General features: G+C 35.3%; 15 protein-coding genes. 10 read left to right on the top strand and 5 right to left on the bottom strand.

Features of this window, described 5'->3' with window-relative positions; translation table 11 throughout:
- Positions 1-21 precede the first annotated feature (21 nt).
- The 4 genes from EZV73_RS05800 (at position 22) to EZV73_RS05815 (ending at position 5,365) form a co-directional block, all read left to right on the top strand.
- Positions 22-1,287, top strand: coding sequence for a GAF domain-containing sensor histidine kinase (locus tag EZV73_RS05800; protein WP_240839326.1), 1,266 nt, complete (start codon positions 22-24; stop codon positions 1,285-1,287).
- Positions 1,274-1,663: a response regulator gene (locus tag EZV73_RS05805; protein WP_240839200.1), complete on the top strand. Its 390-nt coding sequence runs from the start codon at positions 1,274-1,276 to the stop codon at positions 1,661-1,663. Before EZV73_RS05800 ends, EZV73_RS05805 begins: the two co-directional genes overlap by 14 nt.
- An 8-nt stretch (positions 1,664-1,671) precedes the next feature.
- A complete protein-coding gene (locus EZV73_RS05810) occupies positions 1,672-2,925 on the top strand; it encodes a GAF domain-containing sensor histidine kinase (protein WP_240839202.1) in 1,254 nt (417 codons plus the stop codon).
- A gap of 142 nt (positions 2,926-3,067) precedes the next feature.
- Complete coding sequence (locus EZV73_RS05815; protein ID WP_240839204.1) at positions 3,068-5,365, top strand: HD domain-containing phosphohydrolase; 2,298 nt, start codon at positions 3,068-3,070, stop codon at positions 5,363-5,365.
- 11 nt (positions 5,366-5,376) lie between these two features.
- Here EZV73_RS05815 and EZV73_RS05820 read toward each other — a convergent pair whose 3' ends face one another.
- Positions 5,377-6,183 carry an AraC family transcriptional regulator gene (locus tag EZV73_RS05820; RefSeq protein WP_240839206.1) on the bottom strand — a complete coding sequence of 269 codons (807 nt, stop codon included), beginning with the start codon at positions 6,181-6,183 and terminating at the stop codon, positions 5,377-5,379.
- Between the two features lie 108 nt (positions 6,184-6,291).
- On the opposite strand from EZV73_RS05820, the gene EZV73_RS05825 reads away from it, so the two are divergent.
- The 3 genes from EZV73_RS05825 to EZV73_RS05835 all read left to right on the top strand — a co-directional run bounded on the left by EZV73_RS05825 (position 6,292) and on the right by EZV73_RS05835 (position 9,861).
- The gene (locus EZV73_RS05825) at positions 6,292-6,837 is read left to right on the top strand and encodes a sigma-70 family RNA polymerase sigma factor (protein WP_240839207.1); all 546 of its coding nucleotides are present in this window, start codon (positions 6,292-6,294) and stop codon (positions 6,835-6,837) included.
- Positions 6,827-7,615, top strand: coding sequence for a DUF3298 and DUF4163 domain-containing protein (locus EZV73_RS05830; RefSeq protein WP_240839209.1), 789 nt, complete (start codon positions 6,827-6,829; stop codon positions 7,613-7,615). Before EZV73_RS05825 ends, EZV73_RS05830 begins: the two co-directional genes overlap by 11 nt.
- 206 nt (positions 7,616-7,821) lie before the next feature.
- Positions 7,822-9,861, top strand: a complete 2,040-nt coding sequence (locus tag EZV73_RS05835; RefSeq protein WP_240839211.1) for a methyl-accepting chemotaxis protein — start codon at positions 7,822-7,824, stop codon at positions 9,859-9,861.
- A gap of 33 nt (positions 9,862-9,894) precedes the next feature.
- On the opposite strand, the gene EZV73_RS05840 is transcribed toward EZV73_RS05835, so the two are convergent.
- Positions 9,895-11,589, bottom strand: a complete 1,695-nt coding sequence (locus EZV73_RS05840) for a WG repeat-containing protein (protein WP_240839213.1) — start codon at positions 11,587-11,589, stop codon at positions 9,895-9,897.
- A gap of 199 nt (positions 11,590-11,788) precedes the next feature.
- Between EZV73_RS05840 and EZV73_RS05845 the strand changes: the two genes are divergently transcribed.
- Positions 11,789-14,806 (top strand): S-layer homology domain-containing protein, encoded by a 3,018-nt coding sequence (locus EZV73_RS05845; protein WP_240839215.1) that lies wholly within the window; start codon positions 11,789-11,791, stop codon positions 14,804-14,806.
- Positions 14,807-15,023: 217 nt separating this feature from the next.
- Here the strand turns inward: EZV73_RS05845 and EZV73_RS05850 are convergent, their stop codons facing one another.
- Positions 15,024-16,472, bottom strand: coding sequence for a M56 family metallopeptidase (locus EZV73_RS05850; RefSeq protein WP_240839216.1), 1,449 nt, complete (start codon positions 16,470-16,472; stop codon positions 15,024-15,026).
- A gap of 2 nt (positions 16,473-16,474) precedes the next feature.
- Positions 16,475-16,846 (bottom strand): BlaI/MecI/CopY family transcriptional regulator, encoded by a 372-nt coding sequence (locus EZV73_RS05855; RefSeq protein WP_240839219.1) that lies wholly within the window; start codon positions 16,844-16,846, stop codon positions 16,475-16,477.
- A gap of 242 nt (positions 16,847-17,088) precedes the next feature.
- On the opposite strand from EZV73_RS05855, the gene EZV73_RS05860 reads away from it, so the two are divergent.
- Positions 17,089-18,243 (top strand): PLP-dependent aspartate aminotransferase family protein, encoded by a 1,155-nt coding sequence (locus tag EZV73_RS05860; protein ID WP_240839221.1) that lies wholly within the window; start codon positions 17,089-17,091, stop codon positions 18,241-18,243.
- 2 nt (positions 18,244-18,245) lie between these two features.
- Here EZV73_RS05860 and EZV73_RS05865 read toward each other — a convergent pair whose 3' ends face one another.
- Positions 18,246-19,868: a diguanylate cyclase gene (locus tag EZV73_RS05865; RefSeq protein WP_240839223.1), complete on the bottom strand. Its 1,623-nt coding sequence runs from the start codon at positions 19,866-19,868 to the stop codon at positions 18,246-18,248.
- Positions 19,869-20,100: 232 nt separating this feature from the next.
- Between EZV73_RS05865 and EZV73_RS05870 the strand changes: the two genes are divergently transcribed.
- Positions 20,101-22,773, top strand: a complete 2,673-nt coding sequence (locus EZV73_RS05870; RefSeq protein ID WP_240839225.1) for an EAL domain-containing protein — start codon at positions 20,101-20,103, stop codon at positions 22,771-22,773.
- Positions 22,774-22,778 lie beyond the last annotated feature (5 nt).

A 22,778-nucleotide genomic window follows, 5' to 3' on the forward strand; every position in this document is an offset into this window, starting at 1 on the left:
GGGGAGGTATTTGTGAAGGTTATGGTAAAATTGCGAGAAAGTAATGAGTTTAAGTCAGTTGAAATATCACCATTTTATAGGCGAATTGACGAGGATTTAATAGATAAATGGCAAGGGGTACTGGATATTGCCAGTAAGATGTATAAGGTACCATCGGCTTTAATTATGCGTTTGCATCCAAAAGACATAGAGGTGCTGGTTAAAAGTAATAGTAGGGGAAATCCATATGAATCGGGCGAGATGTGTGAACTGGGTTTAGGCCTTTACTGCGAGACGGTTATTGGACATAATAGACCCTTACATGTAGCCAATGCTTTAGATGATAAGGTATGGATAGACAACCCTGATGTAAAGCTTCAGATGATATCATATTATGGTTTACCTATTTCCTGGCCAGACGGCTCTGTTTTTGGTACTATTTGCATTTTAGATAGTAAAACTAGATACTACGATGACAGGCAGAAGAAACTTTTAGGTGCTTTTAGAGACACCATTGAAAAAGATCTGGAGCTTTTACATAAGCAGATTCAGCTAGAAAAGAATATGGAGGAGATCAAACGGTCTCAGGGGATGATTCTTGACTTTGAAAAAAATAAGTTAACCAATCAGTTGGTATCGTCTATATCACATGAAATATCGACGCCAATAGGTGTAGCCCTTACAACAGCATCTTACATGGACTATGTGCTTAAAAAAAGTCCTGGATCCTATGACAAGCTTAAAGAAGGTGCAAGCCTAGTTCAAAAGAACTTAGATCAGGCATCTAAGATGTTAAAGACCTTTAAACAGATAACGGATGATAAGGATGTAGAAAAGGAGAGTTTGGTTCATCTAGAAACCTTTATTAAAAGTGTGATTATGTCAATGAAATACGATTTACAGGAGCATAAGGTATCTGTTGAGTTTGATATAGATGATAAGTTGCAAGTGAAAATATATACCTATGCCTTGATTCAGGTTCTTTTAAACTTGACTGTAAACGCGACATTACATGCTTTTAAAGAAGATAGAGAAAAGAAGATTGTTATCAGAGCCAAAACAGAAAAAGATGGAATTATCTTATCTTTTTCTGATAATGGTGTTGGTATGACAGAGGAAACTTGTGACAAGGCCTTCGAACCATTTGTTAGATACGATATGGAAACTGAAGGTTCGGGTCTAGGTTTGACCATAGTAAAAGATTTGGTAGAAAGAGTGTTAAAGGGAACAATTGATTGTGGTTCAGGGGAAGAAGGCACAATCTTTACAATGTATTTGCCTGTGGAGGTGACATATGAAACACATTGAAGTACTAGTTGTAGATGATGAGGAAGACGTATATTTATCAACGAAATTAGCATTACAATTACTTGAGTATGAGGGCATAGATGTCAATGTCTCTTATTCCGATTCAGCTAAAGCAGCCATTGAAATGATTGGGCAGAATAAGTATAAGTTGATTTTTTTAGATGTGATTATGGAGACTGTCAATGCAGGATACAAGGTGATTGACTATATCAATAAGAACCATACAGATGACATGATATCAATTTTTATTCGTTCAGGACAGCCAGGCAATGTCCCTGAAGAATATCTTTCATTAATAGAAAACATAGATGGCTATATCAGTAAAACCGATTGTACAATGGATAAATTACATGACATTGTGAAAGCACTTGCATAGGAGCGCATATGAATCCAAAGTTAAAAGTTAGAGGTAAAGAAGAACGTGTAGAAGTTAAGTTAAATGAGCCGCTTGCAAATGCATTAGAAAAGGAAATTGCTGATAAATGGCAAGAAATCTTGGATTTGGCGGTACAGATGTATGGTATACCAGCAGCCTTGATTATGAAACTTCATGAGGATGATTTGGAGATTTATGCAAAATCATCTAACGAAGAAAACTTTTTTGTTAAGAACAAGCACACCAGTATTGGTGTGGGTCATTATTGTGAAACAGTCCTGGGAAATGACGACATGCTCTTTGTTAAAGATGCTAATGAAGATCCTTTCTGGGAAGACAGCCCTGATGTAAAAGCCAATATGATCAACTATTTGGGCTTACCACTTAAATGGCCAGGCGGTGAATCCTTTGGAACCATGTGTATGTTAGACAGTGAAGTCAATGACTATACAAAAGAGCAGATTGAACTCTTTGTTGCTTTAAAGAACAATATTGAAAAAGACCTGACTCTTTTAGACAGTCATGAAAAACTTCAGGACAGCCTTGATGAACTTCAGAAGACTCATGACCTATTGATTGAACATGAAAAGAATCACTTGACCAATAAATTGGTTTCGAGCATTTCACATGAAATCTCAACGCCTCTTCATGTGGCCTTAACTGCAGCGGAGTATCTTGACTATGTCATTGAAAAACTTGATGAAAAGGTGCCGCTTGATAAGCTTCAAGAGGGCACCAGTCTGGTTCATAAAAACATTGAGGAAGCTGCAAACTTGATTAAATCCTTTAAGAAGATTGCAAGTGATCAAGGCCATCAAAGAATTGATGTAATCAACCTAAATCTATATATCAAACACGTTATTTCTGGTCTTAAGTATGACATTAGAAAGTACAACCTTCATGTAGATACTAGAGTAGATGAGAACATACTGATAAAAACATATCCTGGAACACTTTCTCAAGTCATCATAGAACTCTTGATTCATGGTATTTTCACAAGATGTGGTGAAGAAACTCATTTAAGCATTTACTATGAAGACAATAAACTTATATTTGAAGATGATGGTATGGAGATTGATTCTGAGGTGATTAAAGACTTGTTCAAGCCATTTTCTGAGATTGATGTAAGTAAAGAAACCAGTGGACTTGGACTAGCTATTGTAAAAGAAATGGTTGAAAAGATACTACTTGGAAAAATTTCATGTACAAGTAACGAAAAGACACAATTTATTATTGAAATTCATAATCTTGAGGAGGCTTAGTGCCTCTTCTTTATTTTCGGTAGATTATATATAAAAATATTAGCTTATAACTGTATCAATCGAATTATGTCGTAAATTCGACAAAATATGTTGACTCCAATATTTTACAATGGTAAAATAAGCCATGTGTGAAGGGGGAAAAATGAGATTTAGGGTAAATGGTGCCATGATTTTCATGGTGCTGGTAATTGTTGTTCTAGTTTTTTCTGGTGTCAAGACTTTGTTGGGGACGGATGAAATGACACATCAGCTAGAGGTGCAACATAAGATTGATCCAGATTTGGAAACCATTGTAGTTGGTTTGGATGTGGATTTAGCACCTTTTTCTTATGTAGAAAAATCAGAACTTAAAGGACTTTATGTAGATTTAATGACAGAAGTGGTTACTAATTCAGGTTACAATGTTACCTTCGTTGTAGACCATTGGTACAAAATAAAAGACATGTTAAATCATGATGAGATTGATTTACTTGTAGGGCCTTCATATCCTTATGGAGACTATTATCTCTCCAGTGGTTTAGGCCATTCGAGAAAAGAAGTCTTTTCAAGTCTAGACAACCATTTAGATGGCATAGAAGCATTAAATGGGAAGAGGCTTTTAATGGTAAGGGGCAGTCATTTGCCCAAAAAGCTTAGAGGACTCATAATAGAACTGGATTATGCAGATGGTCCCAGTCAAGCACTGGACTTAGTTGAAGATGGCACTTATGATTATGCACTTCTACCCAAAGATGTTGGTCATTATTTGATTTCTGACAGACACTATTTAAACGTAAGATCTAATGACATCACTTTTAACTCAGTGGCTTATGGCATGATTTCAGAAGACCATGATTTAGTTGATAGAATGAATGCGGAACTTCAAATTCTAAAGCGTGATGGTCGTTATCAGACCTTATATGACAAATGGTTTACTAGCTATACCGAGACGCTTTATTCAAAAGTAGTTGCCCAGTTTAAAACGATACATATACTTTTTATGGTCCTATTTATTTTAATCCTTGCAGGTATGATTTTTCAGCAGAGACGACTTAAAAAACATGCAGTAAGAATTCTTAAAATGAACAGTGATATGGTTGAAAATAAGAAAAGAAACAATGCCTTATTTAAGGCCATACCTGATTTGATTTTTACATTTTCTTTTGATGGTCACATTTTAAAGTCTAAAGCACCTGGCATGAATATGATTGGTAAGACGCTTGGTGACTTGGTTAAAGAAAATAAGAGGCTTGCTTATAAGTACTTGGATGAAACTATTGAGTTCAACAGAGTATCTACCTTTAGATTTTCTTTAAAACATAATAAGATACGCTTTTATGAAATGAGGTTGTCTAAGTCATGTCATGAAGAAGTATTGGGACTGGCTAGAGATATCACGGATGATGTCTTAAGAGATAGGTCCATTGATTATTACATGCACCACGACCATCTGACAGGTCTTAGGAACAGACATTATTTAAGAGATTATTTTCAAGCCAATACAGATAACTTAGGTTTTATTCTGATAGATGTAGATGGCCTGAAAATCATCAATGATTCGCTTGGACTTAAAAAAGGTGATGCTTTACTCTTAAAAGTGTCCTCATTTTTGTCTGAGTTTACTGATGAAAAAAGTTTTCTTGCCAGATGCTCAGGTGACGAGTTTATTATGGTATTCAAAGAAGCTGAGGAAAAAGAAATAAAAGAAAGAGTTCATGAGATAAGAACTTTATCAAAACATTTACGATTAGATCAAATCAGCATATCCATCAGTCTTGGATGGGCGATTCAGAATGATAAGACCATTGATGAAAGCCTTAAGGCTGCAGAAAATATGCTTCATAAAAGAAAGATGTTTTCAGGTCCTTCTTATCGATCTAAAATTATTAATACCATGATGCGTACCCTTCATGAAAGTAATCCTAGAGAAGAAGCCCATTCTAAAAGAGTTTCTGAATATTCTTTTAAGCTGGCAAAGGCTCTTAACTTAAGTGACAAGGAAGCTGAAGAAATGAAACTTGCTGGTCTACTTCATGATATCGGAAAAGTAGCCATTCAAGATAAGGTGGTTAACAAGATTGGAAAACTTTCAGATGAAGAGTATGTTCAGATGAAACTACACGCAGAAAAAGGTTATAGAATATTAGATTCCATTGATCATATGAAAGAGATTGCCCTTATCATTAGACATCACCATGAACGTTTCGACGGTGGAGGGTATCCAGCAGGTCTAACGGCCGGTTCAATACCTCTTTATTCAAGGATTATTACAATTGCAGATTCATACGATGCTATGGTGAGTGAAAGGCCATATAAGGCTGCTCTTACAAAGGATCAAGCTATTAGAGAATTAAGAAAGCACTCTGGCTCACAGTTTGATCCAACCATAGTTGAAGTATTTATCAATCAAGTACTTTCAGACACTATGTTTGACCGCATCTATTCTGAGAGTACTTCATAAAAAAACGACTTTTACAGTCGTTTTTTTAGTGGTATGTATATCTTAACCTTATGGTATTTATTATATGTATCATTAAAGTCATTCTCTTGAATGATATCAATTTGATCTGTAGAGATATCTATGGATTCATTGATCAAGTAAGTGCTGTATAGGTACCTGGTCGCTTGTTCATAAAACCAGGTATCTGATATACCTTCAAAACAGATATACTTGCTTTTAGGGATTGATAATCTCTCACCACCTTGAATCGAATCTTTAGAGCCTGTAAAATAGGTATATTCCAGAGCATCTGTAAACCTAGAGTTGGACACCACGCTGTATTTTTGTTTTTCAGCGTTAACAGCATAATCTTCATGTTTAAGGTTGATTGACCTACCATAGAGCGTGAACTCATCTAACTCTACAATTTCAGTTTCAATGTCTACACTAGACCGTGCGGGATTATTTAAGTATTTATACAAGTTGAAATTTGGGAACAGTTCATAGCCAGTAAAAGATTTGTAATATTGATTGGGAGAAACATCAAAATAAGATTTAAGTTGTCTTAAAAAAGCCCTTGGCTTTTTATAATCACACTTTAATGCAGCCTCAGCTATAGAGAACTTTTTATTCATAGCAGCCCACCGATACATTTGATCAGATATACGCCTTCTATCCACATACTCCATCAGGGTATAGCCAGTAATGGACTGGAAAAGGTGATGCAAATGATAATTTGATAAGGGCATGTCTTTTAAAATGGTTTCTTGACTAAAGTCTCTATATAAATCATCTTCAATATAATTAATGATATCTCTTACAATTTTGCTGTAATCCATGACAACCTCCTGATTTCATAATAAATAAAAAAGTAAAAATTTACAAGTAACTCAAAAAAATTAAGTCATTTTACCATTTAATGCGTACTATATGTGAAAGGAGGTCAAATGAAAGATACAGAATTACATAAGAAAATTAAGAACAGAGATACAAAAGCTTATGATGAAATAATGAATATGTATGGTAAGTTGGTCTACAAGGTCGTATATGGTGTTATAAATGGTGTTGGATCGAGAGAGGATATTGAAGAAATCACATCCGATGTTTTTATTCAACTATGGATGCATCCTCATAAGTTTAATCCAGAAAGAGGTAGCTTAAAGACTTATTTGTGTTTACAGGCAAGAAGCCGTGCTATTGATCGTTTAAGAAAAATAAAGAAAATTTCTAACTTGCCTTTAGAAGATGACTATGTCGATGATGGTTTTGAAGAAAAGCTTCATCAGAAGTATGTCATGGCAGAGGTCTATAAGCATGTGGCGCTTTTTAAAGAACCCAGTAAAGAGATATTTATTTTACGATTTTTCTATCAGTTGAAACCAAATGAGATTGCTTTAAAATTATCACTACCTGTAAAAGCGGTCAGTAATTACATTTTTCAAAGCAAGAAGCAACTGAGAGAGAAAATGAAAGGAGTATTAGATGACTATTGATCAAAAGATAGAGATAATGGATATTCAAGTAGATGATTTCAGTTTAAACCGTATAAAAAAGAACTTCCATAGAAAGCGTCGTAGAATATACATGAAAAGAACTGGCGTGGTGGCGGCAAGTTTGATTGTTCTAGTTTCAGGCATCTTGAATCTGAACTTATCTTATGCTGAAAGACTATCAGACATCCCTCTTATAGGAAACCTTGTTCAAGTGCTTACCTTTAACAGACTTGTTATCAGTGACAATGCGGATGTAGACATTTCTATTCCAAAATTAGAAGGTTTAGAGGATAAGGCGTTGCAAGAAGCCATCAATCAATTACTGATGGATAGGGCCATGACAGTCTATGATAAGGCAGTTGAAGATATAGAAAGTAGTCAACATGGTTTTGTTTCTAAGATTCCTGTTAATGTTCAGCAAAGTTTTAGATTAATAGAGCAGACAGAATCTTATATATCTTTTCAAGTGATAACCTTTACAGTTGGCGCCAGTGGCTATGCGACATCTATTATTTATAACATCGATTTAGACGATAATAAGCAGCTGACATTAGATGATATCTATCCAGATATAGATGCATTAAATGCGCTTATAATAGAGGACATGACACTTAGAAACCAACAAGGCGAGTCATTTTTTATAGAAGATTTTAAGGGTGTCGAATCAGATCAAAACTTTTATATTAAAGACGGCAATTTAGTGATTGTCTTTGATGAATATGAAATAGCAGCAGGCTATATGGGCATGCCGGAAATTGAAATTGGACCAATTGAATAATTGGTTCTTTTTTGATTTTATTTGATGTAAAAGGGTATAAAAATATAGTAATATTTTTTATAACTTTTATTTCACACAATGAAGCATAAATTGGTAATCAATTGGAAATACTGGCTTAGAACTTAGGTGCATTTCATTGACGACCAGTCGTCAGGAGGTTATAATTGTATTAAATATTGTTAATTTTATGTCAAAAGGAGTCTCGTATGAATCAGAAAAAAAGGTCACTACTCGTGAATATGACCCTCATTACTCTGTCGTCAATTATATTAATATTTGCCATCTTAGGTGGCTATATTTTTACAACGACAAGTAATGATCTAAGAAAGAATACCCAATCAGAGTTACAATTAAAAACGGATATTGCCGTTAAGGATATTTCTGAAATATTCGCTATATCCAAACAAGTTGTTTTACAAGCTGCTCACGACCAAAACATAAGAACTTACTTACAGGAAGTGGACAGACACAGCCAAATTACAACACATAGGTTTTATCCTCAAGTACAAAAGTCAATTACTGAATACAATGATGCTTATGACAAGCTTATCTTTGTATGGATAGCCAATGACAGAGCCAATTTCTTTCTAGACAATACAGGTTTTATATCGGATACCGATTATGAAACAACTTCTAGACCTTGGCATGCCATTGCCAATGCAACAACTGATGTTGGTTTCACATCTACATATGTAGAAAGCTCTACAGGTACTTTACTGGTATCTGCAATCTATGCAGTAAGAGATGATGCTGGTAAAACTTTTGGTTACATATCAGCAGACGTGTCTTTAGAGACTATTCCAGAGATTATGGAATCAGCAGTAATCGGTGAAAAAGGTCTTGCTATGTTAGTAGGGGCTGATGGTTCAATTATTTATGCAGCTGATGAAAACTTAGTTGGGACTCAAATCAGTGAGTTAGAAGGTGTTGGTCAACATGCTGGTAATATGATGGGTGGCGAATCTGTTACAGAGGAGATCATGTATCAGGATGAAGAATATATCTTAAAAACTAAAGAGATGGACATTACAGGATGGCATGTGGTCCAACTTGTAAATGAAGAAGAAACTTATGAATCACTTAACAGATTCAGTTTCATTGTTATTACAATCTTTATTATAGGTGGTTTACTACTTTCAGGTATCGTCTTCTTTTCAATCAGAAGAATTGTACAGCTTATTCAAGAAGCGACGTCTTTTGCGCTTGTACTTTCAGAAGGTGACTTCTCTAATAAGGTTCCTGAAGTTAGAACAAAGAGAAGAGATGAAATCGGTGAACTAGCCAGAGCATTTAATAAGATGCAGTCTCATATTTCTAATTTAATTGGAGAGATTGTTCGATCGTCTTCTGATGTATCAGAAGCAAGTGAAAAGTTAGAGAACACATCAGACAGAGTGGCTCGTTCATCTTCTGAGGTATCAGCTACGATTGAAGAAATTGCAAAAGGTGCGACTGAACAAGCTGAAAGAACAGAAGATGGTGCTATTAAAACATCAGAGATTGGTGATTTGGTAGAAGAGAATAAGGCATATTTAGAAACCTTGACTTCAGCTTCAAACCATATGAACAGTCTAGTTACAGAGGGTTTAACCATTATTGAAGAGCTATCTGCTAAGACCAAGGATACTGATGAGGCGACTAAGGAAGTATTTGATGTGATTAGAAAGACGGATGAGTCTACTGTTAAAATCGGTGACGCATCAAGTGTGATTGCATCGATTGCAGAGCAAACAAATCTCTTGGCCTTAAATGCATCCATTGAGGCAGCAAGAGCTGGTGAACATGGTAGAGGTTTTGCTGTTGTTGCAGATGAAATCAGAAAGTTAGCTGAACAGTCTACTGCATCGACTCAACAGATCGATGAAGTTATTCAAGAACTTGTAAGTGTATCTTCTATGGCCATGGAGACCATTAAGAAGGTTGGTGTTATTCTAGAAGAACAAGTTAAGAGCGTTGAAGAAACATCAACTAAGTACACAGAGATCAATGAAGCGGTAACCATTGCAGTAGAATCAGTCGACCAGCTTAACGAATCTGGTGTACAGATGTCAGATAAGAAGGTAGAAATCCTTGATGCAATTCAGTCATTGTCTGCAATTGCAGAAGAAAATGCGGCATCAACTGAAGAAGCATCAGCAGCAGTTGTAGAACAAAACAGTGCTATGGAGCATGTTGTTGAAGCATCTACTAGATTGTCAGAGTTATCAAATGAACTCAATGAAGCTATTAAGTTCTTCAAAGTATAAAAAATTCCAGGCTTTTTAGCCTGGATTTTCATTTTAATTTAGAGATTTAATTTCAAATGTGGTCATACTATTTTGCTTTGATACTGTCATGACGTAGTTGTTACCAATAAAGAAGATTTGATCATAAAGCCCTTCTAAAATAATCAGTCCATCTCTGTCAGTGACTGTTACTTTATTACCAATATAAACCTGTCTTTTATCATATTCGTTGATACCACTGATTCTATCGTAGTTGTTCTTGTGAAGTCTATTGCCTTTTAAATCGGTTAAGTAATACTGATTGTTTTTAGATTCTACAAAATAACCGTCTTCGTATTCTTCATAAATGAAGTTGTCCTTTAAATCTACTAGAATTATTCCGTCCAAGGTAAGAAGGCCCGATTGATTTTGATGATAAACGATGAAATGGTCTTCATACAGCTCAATATCCTCATAAGACTTGGTGATGTAATCTTTTTTTATGATATCAAAGATTGTCATCCCTTCTTCATTTAGAACCCTATAGAAGCGTTTATTAATGATAGGTTCTGATAGTGAGTAGTCATATATTGGCTCAATATAAGCTTCTTCAAGATTGAGTACAACTTGTCCTTTTTTATCAAAGACAACATTTTGCCCATTATCTTTAGTCATAATTGTATAGCCATTTGCATCATAATCGCTACCATGTTGGTAAATAGGGGCTATGACTGTCTTACCAGAATCGTCTTCAAAGCCTACACCACTGTCTTTATAAATCATTCTCATGCCATTGATAAGTGGCAATTTTTCATAGTCATAAGAAGACTTTTTAACGTCCCCTTCTAAGTTTATTGTGCCATCAATCATTTTTTTATAATCGGAAAAATGAAGACGTCTTTTGTCATAATACAGAGAGTCGTATATAGGTTTTGCCCATTCTTTTATCTGGCCATTATCAAAAATATCTGCGCCATTTTTGTCTTCTTGATTATAAATGATTACATATGGTGGTTCATGTGATTCTTCGTTGATTGGCAATACAGTTACCATGTTATAAGAGTTGTTAAAAGACGACTGTTTATAGGTCTTCAATACTTTTCCTTTTGCGTTGTATAAGATTGTTTTGTTCTTGTCTTCTGCAACAATCAGATTGTCATAGGACATGACCAAGTGATGCTTTGGCTCAATGATAAGTCCGTTTTCTGTATGATAAACACCTGTGTCATCACCTGACTGTATGTTATAAAAGCCTTCCTGTAATGGAGCAATCGTCTCATAGTCAATAGGTAAAACGATTTGATTCTTTTTGTCGATGATGCCGTATTTGCTCTTTTTCTTTACGATAGCAAAACCATCTGAAAACTCATAAGCATCATCATAAGTAAAATCTATGACAACTTGACCTTGTCCATTAATGTAGCCCCATTTGCCATCTTTTTCGACAGCTTGAAAGTCGTCCATAAAAAGATTGTAATAATATAAACCATACTGTGATACATTGTCATAGACTGGTTCAATGATGTGTCCATCATTGAGGTTTATAAAGCCATATTTGAGCTGTTTGTTTTCTAAAAAACTAAATAGAAGAAAACCATTTGTCGCATACGGGTTTATGATGTTGACATTTGCATATGTCTTTTTAAATGTTTCTGTTTTCTTGATTTCTATGGCAGATTCTTTAAGTTCATACGTTAACTGATCTGTAACTGGGATAGATGTTATGAGTAAAGAAGCTGTCATAAATGTAATGATTAAATTATTGATCATGATAGTCACCTCAGAGATAATATAGCAATTTTTTGTATCCTTTTGATGTCCAAATTTAAATATTAAAGACAAAGTCGTACAATGTCTGAGAAAACTCATGTTTTTGTAATATAATCGTAAAGAGAAAAGGTGAATTATTAAGGACAATGTGTCGATAAACTATAAGACGGAGACTGAAAACTCATGGAGGAGGCTATTCATGTTTAGAAGAAAGTTCGCACTTTTTATGGCGATGATCATGTTATTGTCGGTATTAAGTGCATTTGCAGAAATTCCACCAGAAATACCGGTACCTGAACTGACAGGTATGGGTGTAGACGATACAAACTCAACAGAGATAGATGCCTATAAAAAAGGTTATGCGGCATATGTAAATGCTTATTTTATAGATTCTCAGCAAACCACTTATTCAAGAGACATCGGTCGTATGGGTGCGCTTGGTATTGTTCATAAAAAAGGCGATATGAACTTCAATGCAGGTAATTCGATTACCAAACAAGACTTGGTTGAGTATCTTGTACGTATGAGTGGCAGAGAAGGCCAAGTTATGCAAGGGGTTATAAATCAGGCTGGTGGCATGGGAGATGCTGCAGTAGAGAACTTAACCAAACAAGCATATGTTGATGATGCAATAGGTCAAGGTCTTATTACTGCTGAAGAAGCTTTTGGTCTGAATCAACCTGTTGATAAAGAAACGACAGCTGTTTGGATAGCTAGAATGTTAGGCTTACAGGCAACACTTCAAAATACAGACAATATCTATAGCTTTGGTGACTGGCCAGCCATTACACCGTCCAATAGAGGACTTGTTGAGACCATGATTACAGAACAGATCATGGCTGTAGATAATGACGGTAACTTCAATCCTAAAAGAGAAATTACAAGGGGAGAGGTTGCATATATTTTAAACTCTACCATTGACCGTATGTATGGTGCATTAGGTGTTACATCAAATGTTGGTTTGGTTATTGGAGAAAAAACATCCAATGTTCAGGAAACTGGCAATATCATAGATGAAAAGCGTTTTGTTGTTAGAAACATGGATGGTACCTTAACAACCATTGTCACAAAGGATAACAAGTCAAACAATGCAAGAAATGATTTTGTTTTATTTAAAAATGGCATTGTTAACTTATCTAAAGCATTAAAGACTGGCGATCAGATTGAATACTTAATCAGAGATGGTGAAGTTATCTTTGCTGAAGTTTATGATGATGGTTCTATCCAAGAGCAGATCAAAAGGCAGTCAGATTATGCCACTGATACCAACATTTATTATGGTTACATCAGTAAAAAAATTAAAGAAGAAAAAACTGAGAATGGTAATGCATTTGAAGTAGATAGATTAAGAACAACTATTTATAACGGTTTGGTATTTGATATTGTTGTTGATAACAACCTCAATACAGGTATTAGAAATGATATCATTGTTTATAAAGATGGTAACATCGGCGGTGTTGATTTATTAGAAGAACAAGATGTTGTTGAAATGCTTGTTCAAAATGAAGAAAATATCATCTATGTAAGAGTTACAGAACCATCTCAAGGCCAAGTGAGTGGTACGGTAAGATTTGTAACGACAGATCAAGAAACAGGTACTTCTATGGTAACCATCTTTGACTATAGTGATCAAATCAAGAAGTATGAAGTAACCAATTATGCTGAAATTGTTATCAATCATGAAATAGCCAATATTTCAGATCTAAAATATGGCCAAGATGTTGTACTTTCGATTACCAACGGTTATGTAACTAAAATCTCAGGTGAAACATTTATTAATCCAGGTTTTATTCCAGATTACTCAAAAATGCGTATTGGTATCGTGTCTTATGTAGATGATTATGGCAACATGAAAGTTAAGTACGACGATGGTGTTTATGAAACTGTTAAAACAGAAAATACTGCCACTGTCATTAAGGGTGGTAATGTCATCAATGTAAGAGCCATAATGCCGGGTGATAATGTAAAGATTTACTTTAACGATATCTATTCAAAGCAAGCATCACTCATTGAAGTAGAAGGTAAAGAACAGTTGATTCAAACGGTTTATAGGGGTTACATCCAGGATGTCAACGTCTATAGAGGTGAGATCACAATTGTAGAACCAGCTATTTTAAACAATGCTCAGTGGATGACTGAAGATCAACCTTACTCAAAGACATTTGAGTTAGATGATGAAATTCCAATGTATGTACGTGGTGAGCAGATTACCATTACAGATTTATCAAAACTTTATAGGCAAAAACCGGTCTATCTAGCAATTAGAGATGACTATTCCATAGAAAAAGTGATGCAGGTTTCTGTAGCTGTAGGTGGCGAGCACTTTGCCATTGATAGAATTGAATCTATCGATAAGGTTATTGCAAACTTCGAACTTGAAGACAACAACAGAAATGTGGCTTACAATGAAGGAACAATCTTCCTTAAGAATTCAAGACTTGTAGACCCATCTAACATTGATGAAAAAGACGATGTTATTGTTGTTTCTGACTACTATAAGGGTCAAGACAATGCCAATATCGTAAGAATCACTTCAGATGCTGAAAGAATCTTTGATAACATTTATATTGGTGCTATTGAAAATGTTTATGGTTATACATTTAACCTTAAAAACCATGCAACCATTTCAGGTAATGAATGGGGTGATGTATCAGAATCAAAATCAGGTATGTTCTATTACTTTAACAACTTAGACATCATTGATATTACTGATAAAACAGACTTTAAGACATTACCATCTTATAACTTCTACCACGGTGGTTATTCAAGACTTGAAAATGAAAACAAGACAGGTCCTGGTTTAGACTACTATAGGTATTATACATTCTTTGTAACAGATGATGACCGTAAGGTTATCGGTATGAACATCCGACATAAGGCTTTACTGGATGGTCAAAAGCTGGATACAGTTGAGACCAAAGAATCGGAAATTAAGAAGGAATTAGACAAGCGTTTAGCAGGTCTTGTGCTGACAAGAGGTTCGATTGTAGAGTTTAATGATACTTATCAAAGAATCATCATTACAGACTCGCATGACTGGGCAGAAGATTATGGCCGTTGGAATGCCAACAAAGCCAATTCTGCTGTAGAGTACAGAGATGCTATTATCATCAAGAATGATAAACGTATAGAAAGAGAAGATTTAAAAGAAGGCGATTATATTTATGTCTTAAGAGATGATGAAGATGCACTTGTCATCTTTGTAGAAGAAAACTAAAAAAAGGGCTGTATCCAAAGGATACAGCCTCAGAGCGTAGACATTCTACTTTTTAAAATGATACTTTGAGCGTGAAGATAAAAAGTGGGATACACTTTATAAAAAAAGGTGTTAATTGATGGTCAAAAACCTATATTAGTACCTTTTTTAGTCCCATAGTGGGGAATCAAAAAAGACTGTAAGACAAAAGCGATTGAAAATCGCCTTTGTCTACAGCCTATTTTAATATTGTCATTGGGTCTACAGGTTCATCGTCGTTTCTAATTTCAAAGTGAAGATGTGGACCCGTTGTCTGACCTGTGTTTCCAACTGTGGCGATAACTTGATTTTTATCAACAGTATCACCTTCGTATACAAGTAACTTACTACAATGTGCATAAAGTGTTTTGTAACCATCTTTGTGTTCTATGATGATGATCTTTCCATATTCACTCATCCAATCTGCATAAACAACCTCACCCTTTTCAGACGCATAAATATCTGTGCCAGTTATGGCAGCAATATCGATACCTTTATGAAAGAATTTCTCTTTTGTAATTGGATGGAGTCTTTCACCGTATGGTGCTGTAATTCTAGCAGTTTCTGTTGGAAAAATAAACTCTAAACTTTCCTCTAAAACTTCTACTGGTGTTTCAACGGTTACACTTTCTTCAGGTAAAGAAAACACAAACTCCTTATGAGGTGCTTGGTATTCTGCACTGACCTGGGGTACTAGTAGACAAGTTGTAATAAAGCCACTTGCTAAAACTATGGATAATACTTTTGAAAGCTTAGAAGCCTTCTTGTATGACTGAATCATTTTGAGTCTCCTTACAATGTCTTTCTTTTTGACCAATGACATAGCCAAGGAGTTAGGGGGCCTTTTTTTATTGATTAGACTGATAAGCGTATGACCATAGCCGATTTGTTCATTTGGGGTAAGTCTAGATAGTACGGCTTCATCACAGGCCAACTCACAGTCTTTAGCCATCTGTTTGAGTCCTAATAAAATAATAGGATTAAAAAAGTAGAGGCTCATCAAGAGATGTCTGACCATGTTAATTAAGATGTCATGATTTTTTACATGAGCCAGTTCATGTAGAAGAATGTACCTTAACCTACTTTCATCAGAAGAATAGAGTATCTTCTCTGTTAAGATGATTCTAGGTCTTAATACACCGTAAACTCTTGCAACTGAATCTTCTTTATCAAGCCAGAGACTTACTTTTCCTTTTATCTTAAGTTCCTCTTTTAACTCACTTAACAGCTTGTCCATCATTGGTAGTTCTAGTTTTCTTATCTTTTGTTTTCTTAAGAAAATGCCTTCGAGTATGGTTTTTATAGTTACTATTAAGACTACGATGGTAAACCAAATATAGTGTATGTATGTTAAAGACTTTACTGGTCTAGCCTTGGTCTCCATCACAGGCTCAGGCGTTTCAGTCACACCTTCATCGGTCGTCACCGATAAAGGCGTGGATTCGAGATCAATGTTTGGCATGACAGATACCGGACTCTCAATGTCTATGGGCATCATAAGCTTAATGATTAAAACAAACCATATAAGATAATGCCATCTAGCTGAGAACTTCTTCTTAAAAAGCATCTTTAAGAGCATGGTTAAAACAACTATGATAGATCCTGTAATTGATAATGAGAGTACTCTTGAAAATACTGCACCAATCATCTTTATTTCCTCTTACTTTCGAGAATTTTTTTGAACTCATCTATTTCTTCTTGGCTAAACTCATTTTGTTCAACAAAAGATGCGAGCAAGCTTGAAAAATCACCATTATAAACTTTCTTAATAAAAGATTTGTTTTCTTCTTTGATGGTTTCAGACGAAGATATAAGTGGATGGTAAAGATAGGCTCTACCCTTTTTTTCATAACCGAGAATCTCTTTTGAAACCAATCTGTTAAGCATGGTTTTAATTGTCTTTGGTGCCCAATCGACCTGGCTTTCAAGAGCCTTAATGATTTCATTAGCGGAGATGGATTGATGTTTCCATATAACTTTCATAATAATCCATTCGGAATCTGATATCTGATACTTTTTCATGTGACCTCTTTTCTACGTAGAACGATTACATCTGTAATCTTAATTAAATATTACAAGTGTAATCGATAAAAGTCAAGGCATTTTATCAATTAAAATATTAAAGTGTTGATTGAGTCTTACGTACTTGTATAAATTTTACAAGCATACTTGCCTGCATTTTAGGTATTCAGGCATTGGTCTTTAAGGAAGTATCGGATATAATGACAGTGAAAATATAATTATATAAATATTTGGAGGAAATTATGAGACCATCTACAATAATTGCCCATCATGGTGAAGATAGAAAAGATTATCATGGTGCAGTAGTACCACCTATATTTCAAAATTCACTGTTTACATTTGAAAATGCAGATGCCATCGATCACGCATTTTCTAATGTAGAGGATGCCTATATCTATACCAGAGGCAACAATCCTACTGTAACCATTTTAGAAGAAAAGGTAGCTGCCTTAGAACATGGTGAAGCATGCAAGTTTTTCTCGTCAGGTATGTCAGCCATTTCATCAGCCATTCTTCATTTTGTAAATGCCGGTGACCATGTCATCTGTATTGACAGTGTTTATGGACCAACATCCAATTTCTTATCTGAGTATTTAGGCAAGAAGTTTAAGATTGAAATAGACTTCATTAAAGGTGGTCTAGATGAAATTATTGAAAAGACCAGACATAATACGTCACTTATTTATCTAGAGAGTCCTTCAAGTGGCATTTATGCCTGTCAGGACTTAAAGGCGATTGCAGACTATGCAAGAGACAAGGGGATAGGGACAGTTGTTGATAATACATGGGCATCACCAATCTTTCAGAATCCTTTAAAACTGGGTATCGATATTGTTGTACATTCTGCTAGTAAATACTTATGCGGACATTCTGATGTGGTTGCAGGCTGTGCAGTGTCATCTAGAAAAATTATTAAAGAAATGTTTATGGGAGAGCATCAATTTCTTGGCTCAAAGATTTCGCCATTTGAAGCTTGGCTGATACTTAGAGGATTAAGAACACTGCCAATTAGGATGGAAAGACACCAATCATCTACAAGAAAAGTCTTAGATTATTTAGGTTCTCATCCTAAAGTGTTAGAGATACTTTATCCTGATAAAGATCCTATCGCCTTAAAACAAATGAAGGGATTTTCAGGTCTATTTTCTGTTGTGCTAGATACAGATGGTCAAGGTGCCAGAGATTTCATAGATTGTTTAAACTACTTTTCAATTGGTTTCAGCTGGGGTGGTTTTGAATCACTGGCTTACGCGCCAATCATCTCTTTATCAAAGGAACTGCCACCTGATAAGCTAAAAGCAGCTGGTATCCATCCTGGTCTGATAAGGTTATTTGCTGGTTTAGAAGATCCAGAAGATCTGATAGAAGATTTGAAACAGGCTTTAGACAAAATATAAGCTCATGAGGAGAACTCATGAGCTTTTCTTTTATAGACATACATTTTAGTGTCAGCACGGTGCATAAACTGGTTGACAGAAACGTCATCCTTATAAGCAACACTACCAAGTGAAATGGAAAACGGATAGTCTGTCTTATCATTATAAGCATTGATATCACTAAGAAGTCTTTGAGTTGCACTATCATAGTGTCTTTCGCATCCTTTAGTGATGATGACTGCAAATTCATCACCACCAATACGATAAGTTGAACCTAAATGCTGGTAGTTCTTCTGAATCAGTTCAAAGGATGTTCTTATGGCTTCATCACCCTTTATATGACCGTATTGATCATTGATGGTCTTAAGCTGATTCACATCTAGAATAACAAGTCTCAGCTGTTTGTTAACATGCGGATTAAAAAAGACATCTTCTAAGTCACGTTCATAGGCAGTCCTATTAGGTCCCTGGGTTAACTGGTCTAAATATGCCAGTCTCTCATAAAACTCAGCCTTGTAGCTTTTTTTATAGAGTGTTAGCATGTCTTTACCTGTCACATAACCTAAGTTGAGTATAAAGATGAGAAGGCCAAGTGTAACAAGGCTTGTAACCTCAGCTGCTTGAAGTATATAAAATCTTGCCATTTCCAGAGCAATAAAGCCAAATAAAATACTGAGTGATATAAAAAACTGTTTGGCTTTTTCGTTTTTTTGATACTTTATTTCTCTATATAAAAGAACCATAACAGTTGCAATAAATCCAATCATTAGTCCATGTGTAATGACGACTGTTTCAAAAAAGTCAGCCACATGGAAGATTTGGAGTCCTATTATAAGAAATAGGTTGACTAGAGCAAGTAAGCCACAAATATCGAGTGTTTTGTGGGTGTTCTTAGTTAAAATCCCCTTTATGTAACTCAGAAAGGGCATTGGGATAAGAGCAAGAGATATAAAGGCTGAACTCGCCAGTATAACTTGATTGCCTGTTACAAACTGCAGCATTCTGGATTCTGAAATAAGCCAAAATGATATGAATACAGCAAAAAGTCCTACATGCCAAGCATTGCTAGTCGGGTTGACAAAAGATGTAAAAATCAAAACAATACCTATGAACAAAATAAACATGGCCATAGCTAGGCTTTGTCCATAGCTTGTAACGATACTTTGTTTTAAGTTACCAGATGATCCGTAGGTGACTGGATTAACTACACCATTCATGGCTTCATAAGGTGACTGGTAGGTGACTCGAATGGTTTTTCCAACACTGTTTTCAGGTAGTTCAACTATATGCCATATACTTGCCATAGGGCTTTGAGGATAGTTTAGTTCTGAATCGTAAACCTGATAATCATCAACTGCTACATGAACATGAGAAAGTGAAGATCTTAATAGCAAGTTATAATGGTTCTTGTAATCTTCAGGAACCTTACTTGTAAGGGTATAGGCTTGTCCACCTGTAATATGCAAATGTTCACCTACTTCAATGTGCTGGCCCATATAAGTCCAGTCGTCCATGGTTTTTACAGAACCACTTTCTAGAAGATGTTTATCATTATTTAAATATGTCAAAACCAAGAATGTAGCCATAATGATCAAACAAGTCAGACCAATTCTTAGGAGTGTATTTTTCTTTATTGTCTTTATCATATCTTTTCCCCGCTTACTTGTAATATATCAGATAATTCTTCTGAATACTAGTGTTATTAAGGCTTACAAGGTTTGTTTCCAATATTTGAGTGTTTTATCTAGGATGGAAAACTACATTGTATTTTTTTTGAAAAATGTGATGTGTTGCATAAACTTATTTTTTGTAGAATAATCGTCAGACCTATAGGCAGAAACTTAATTAATAGATATAATATAAGAGTGGAGGAAAAATATGCAAAAAAGAAGAGTGATAAAACAACTTAATATCTTAGCGATTATTGTTATTGCAGCTTTTTTGTTTTTTGCAGTCATCTATTCTACTTTTGTAAACAGGCGTCTTCAAGAGACTGTGGACAGTCGTATGTACAATGAAGTCAATGTTATTTCACAAGAAGTCAACTTGTTTTTTGCAGAACATGCAGCAATAGTTGACCAGATGAGAAACAATCAGATTCTTATTGATTATGTGAAGTTAACTGAAAGTCAGGGCGTTAAAAATGATTTGTACAATGATTTTTTAAAAACTGTTCAAAACATAAGACATTCAGCTGATCAAACCAGCTTGGTATGGGTTGGGCTGATAAAAGAAAATGATGTCATATCAGACATTGAAGATTATAAAACCAAACCAGACTACAATATTTTAGACAGACCCTGGTACAAGGAAATGATTCACGATGGGTCTCCCCTTGTTTTTACCAGTCCTTATGAAGATACATCAACGGATGAAATGGTTGTTTCGATTGTTGCGCCCATTTATGACAATGGCAGATTAATTGGTAATCTTGGTATAGATATATCCCTAAGTAAACTGGTAGACTTTATCAGTGATTATTCAACAGATCAATCTGGTCATGCCATGCTCTTAAGTGAGGACAAGACTTATGTCGTGGCACCTAGGGTTGATTTGGGTGACCATATACATGAGTTAGAAGGCGATCAAGGTTTATTTAAGTTTTCTATAGAAAAAGACTATCACTTATCTTATAAAAGGATAGATAAGAATGATTGGATGGTTGCCTTTATTATTTTAGAAGAAGAAGTGACGTATTCTACAAAGCTCTTTAAAGGACTGAGCATCTTTATTTTTATTGTGGCGATGATTATGATAGGTATTTTCATTCTTTTAATCCGCATGTCGGATAACTTTGATGAGTTGAGTGCTTTATACGCAAAACTTACAAAGAAGGAACAAGCCTTAAAACAATCCAACGAAACGACTCTTAGTGCCTTTGAGCAGCTAAAGGCTTCTGAAGAAGAGTTAAGAGCCCAGTATGATGAGATTCAAGACTATTTAAAACGTATAGAAGAGCTTAAGGAAAAATATGATTTAGCCGTTGAGCTGACACATATTTCTGTTTGGGAGTATGACATAAAAGATCAGACCATTGTCTATAACAATGCTTATTTTACAGATGATAGAAGCATTGAAGGCATGCAATTGCCAATTTATGATTCTTTGGAAAAAATATTAGAGACCAGTAGTTTCAACAAAATTAAAAATGCCATGCTGGACTATTTAGACGGCAAAACGGATGAGTTGTTCTGTCAAATATCGAGAGATGGTTATTGGTATCTAGTACTTGGTAGAACGACCATAGAAGGTAAGGTAAATGGTATTATCATGGATGTTACCAAAATGAAAAAGCAAGAAATTGCACTTTCTGAAATGGCCAACATGGATCCTTTGACGGGTTTACCTAACAGAAGAAACTTTAAACTCAAGTTAAAGGAGCTTCTAGACAGGCATGATTCTGGTGCAGTGATTCTTCTGGACTTGGACAACTTCAAAGAAATCAATGACACACTAGGACACGTATTTGGAGATGCTGTTTTAGAGACCATCGCTGGTCGTTTAAAAGAACTGGCTTGTGAGGATATATATGTATCAAGATTTGGTGGCGATGAGTTTCTTATTCAGGTGTCTGGCAAATGTGATTTGAGTCAGGCTATTCATCAGATCATTAAGAGCGTGAATGAAAAGATGATCATAGATGATGAACACATTGTCATTACCATGTCTATGGGTATTACCAAATACCCAAAAGATGGCCATACTGTTGATGAACTGATCATGAATGCAGATTTGGCCATGTACTCAGTAAAAAAATCAGGAAGAAATTCTTTTGCCTTTTATACCACTCATATGAAGGAGTCTTTAAAGGCACGTTCATATATTGAAAAAGAACTACACAAGGCACTTGAAAATGATGACTTTAAGGTTCTTTATCAGCCGCAGTATGACAGTATAAGTGGTCAAGTTGTTTCATATGAAGCTCTCTTAAGGATGAAAGACAGTGAGCTTTCACCAGGTAAGTTTATCCCGGTAGCAGAAGATTCCGGTATGATCATTCCTATTGGTCAGTGGGTGATTCGTGAAGTTGTCAGACAGGTATCCACATGGGAAAAACCAATCTTAAAACCCGTCGCTGTGAACTTCTCTGTTAAGCAGATTCATGATAAAGACTTTATACCTGTCTTGGAAGAAGCTTTAAGAACCTATAAGGTGGATCCTAAAAATATTGAAATTGAGATTACAGAATCCGTTTTCTTTGAAGATAAAAAAGAAACCATCAAGTTTATGAAAAAACTCAAGTCGATGGGACATAGCATTGCCCTAGACGACTTTGGTACAGGCTATTCATCTCTTAACTATTTAACTTATCTACCGCTGGATAAGCTTAAGCTGGACAAGAGTCTTATGGATAAGTTCTTATCAACACATGAAGCATTTATCAGTCATATCATTGAACTGGCCCATAGTATTGATTTAAAGGTTGTAGCAGAAGGCATAGAGACCAAAGAACAGTATGACAAACTTAGACAAGTCAATTGTGATGTGATACAAGGCTATTACTTCAGTAAGCCACTAGAAATAGAGGAAATCAAGAAGCTTAACACCTAGTGTGT

The organism is Acidaminobacter sp. JC074, assembly GCF_022496765.1.
GTDB lineage: Bacteria > Bacillota > Clostridia > Peptostreptococcales > Acidaminobacteraceae > JABXKX01.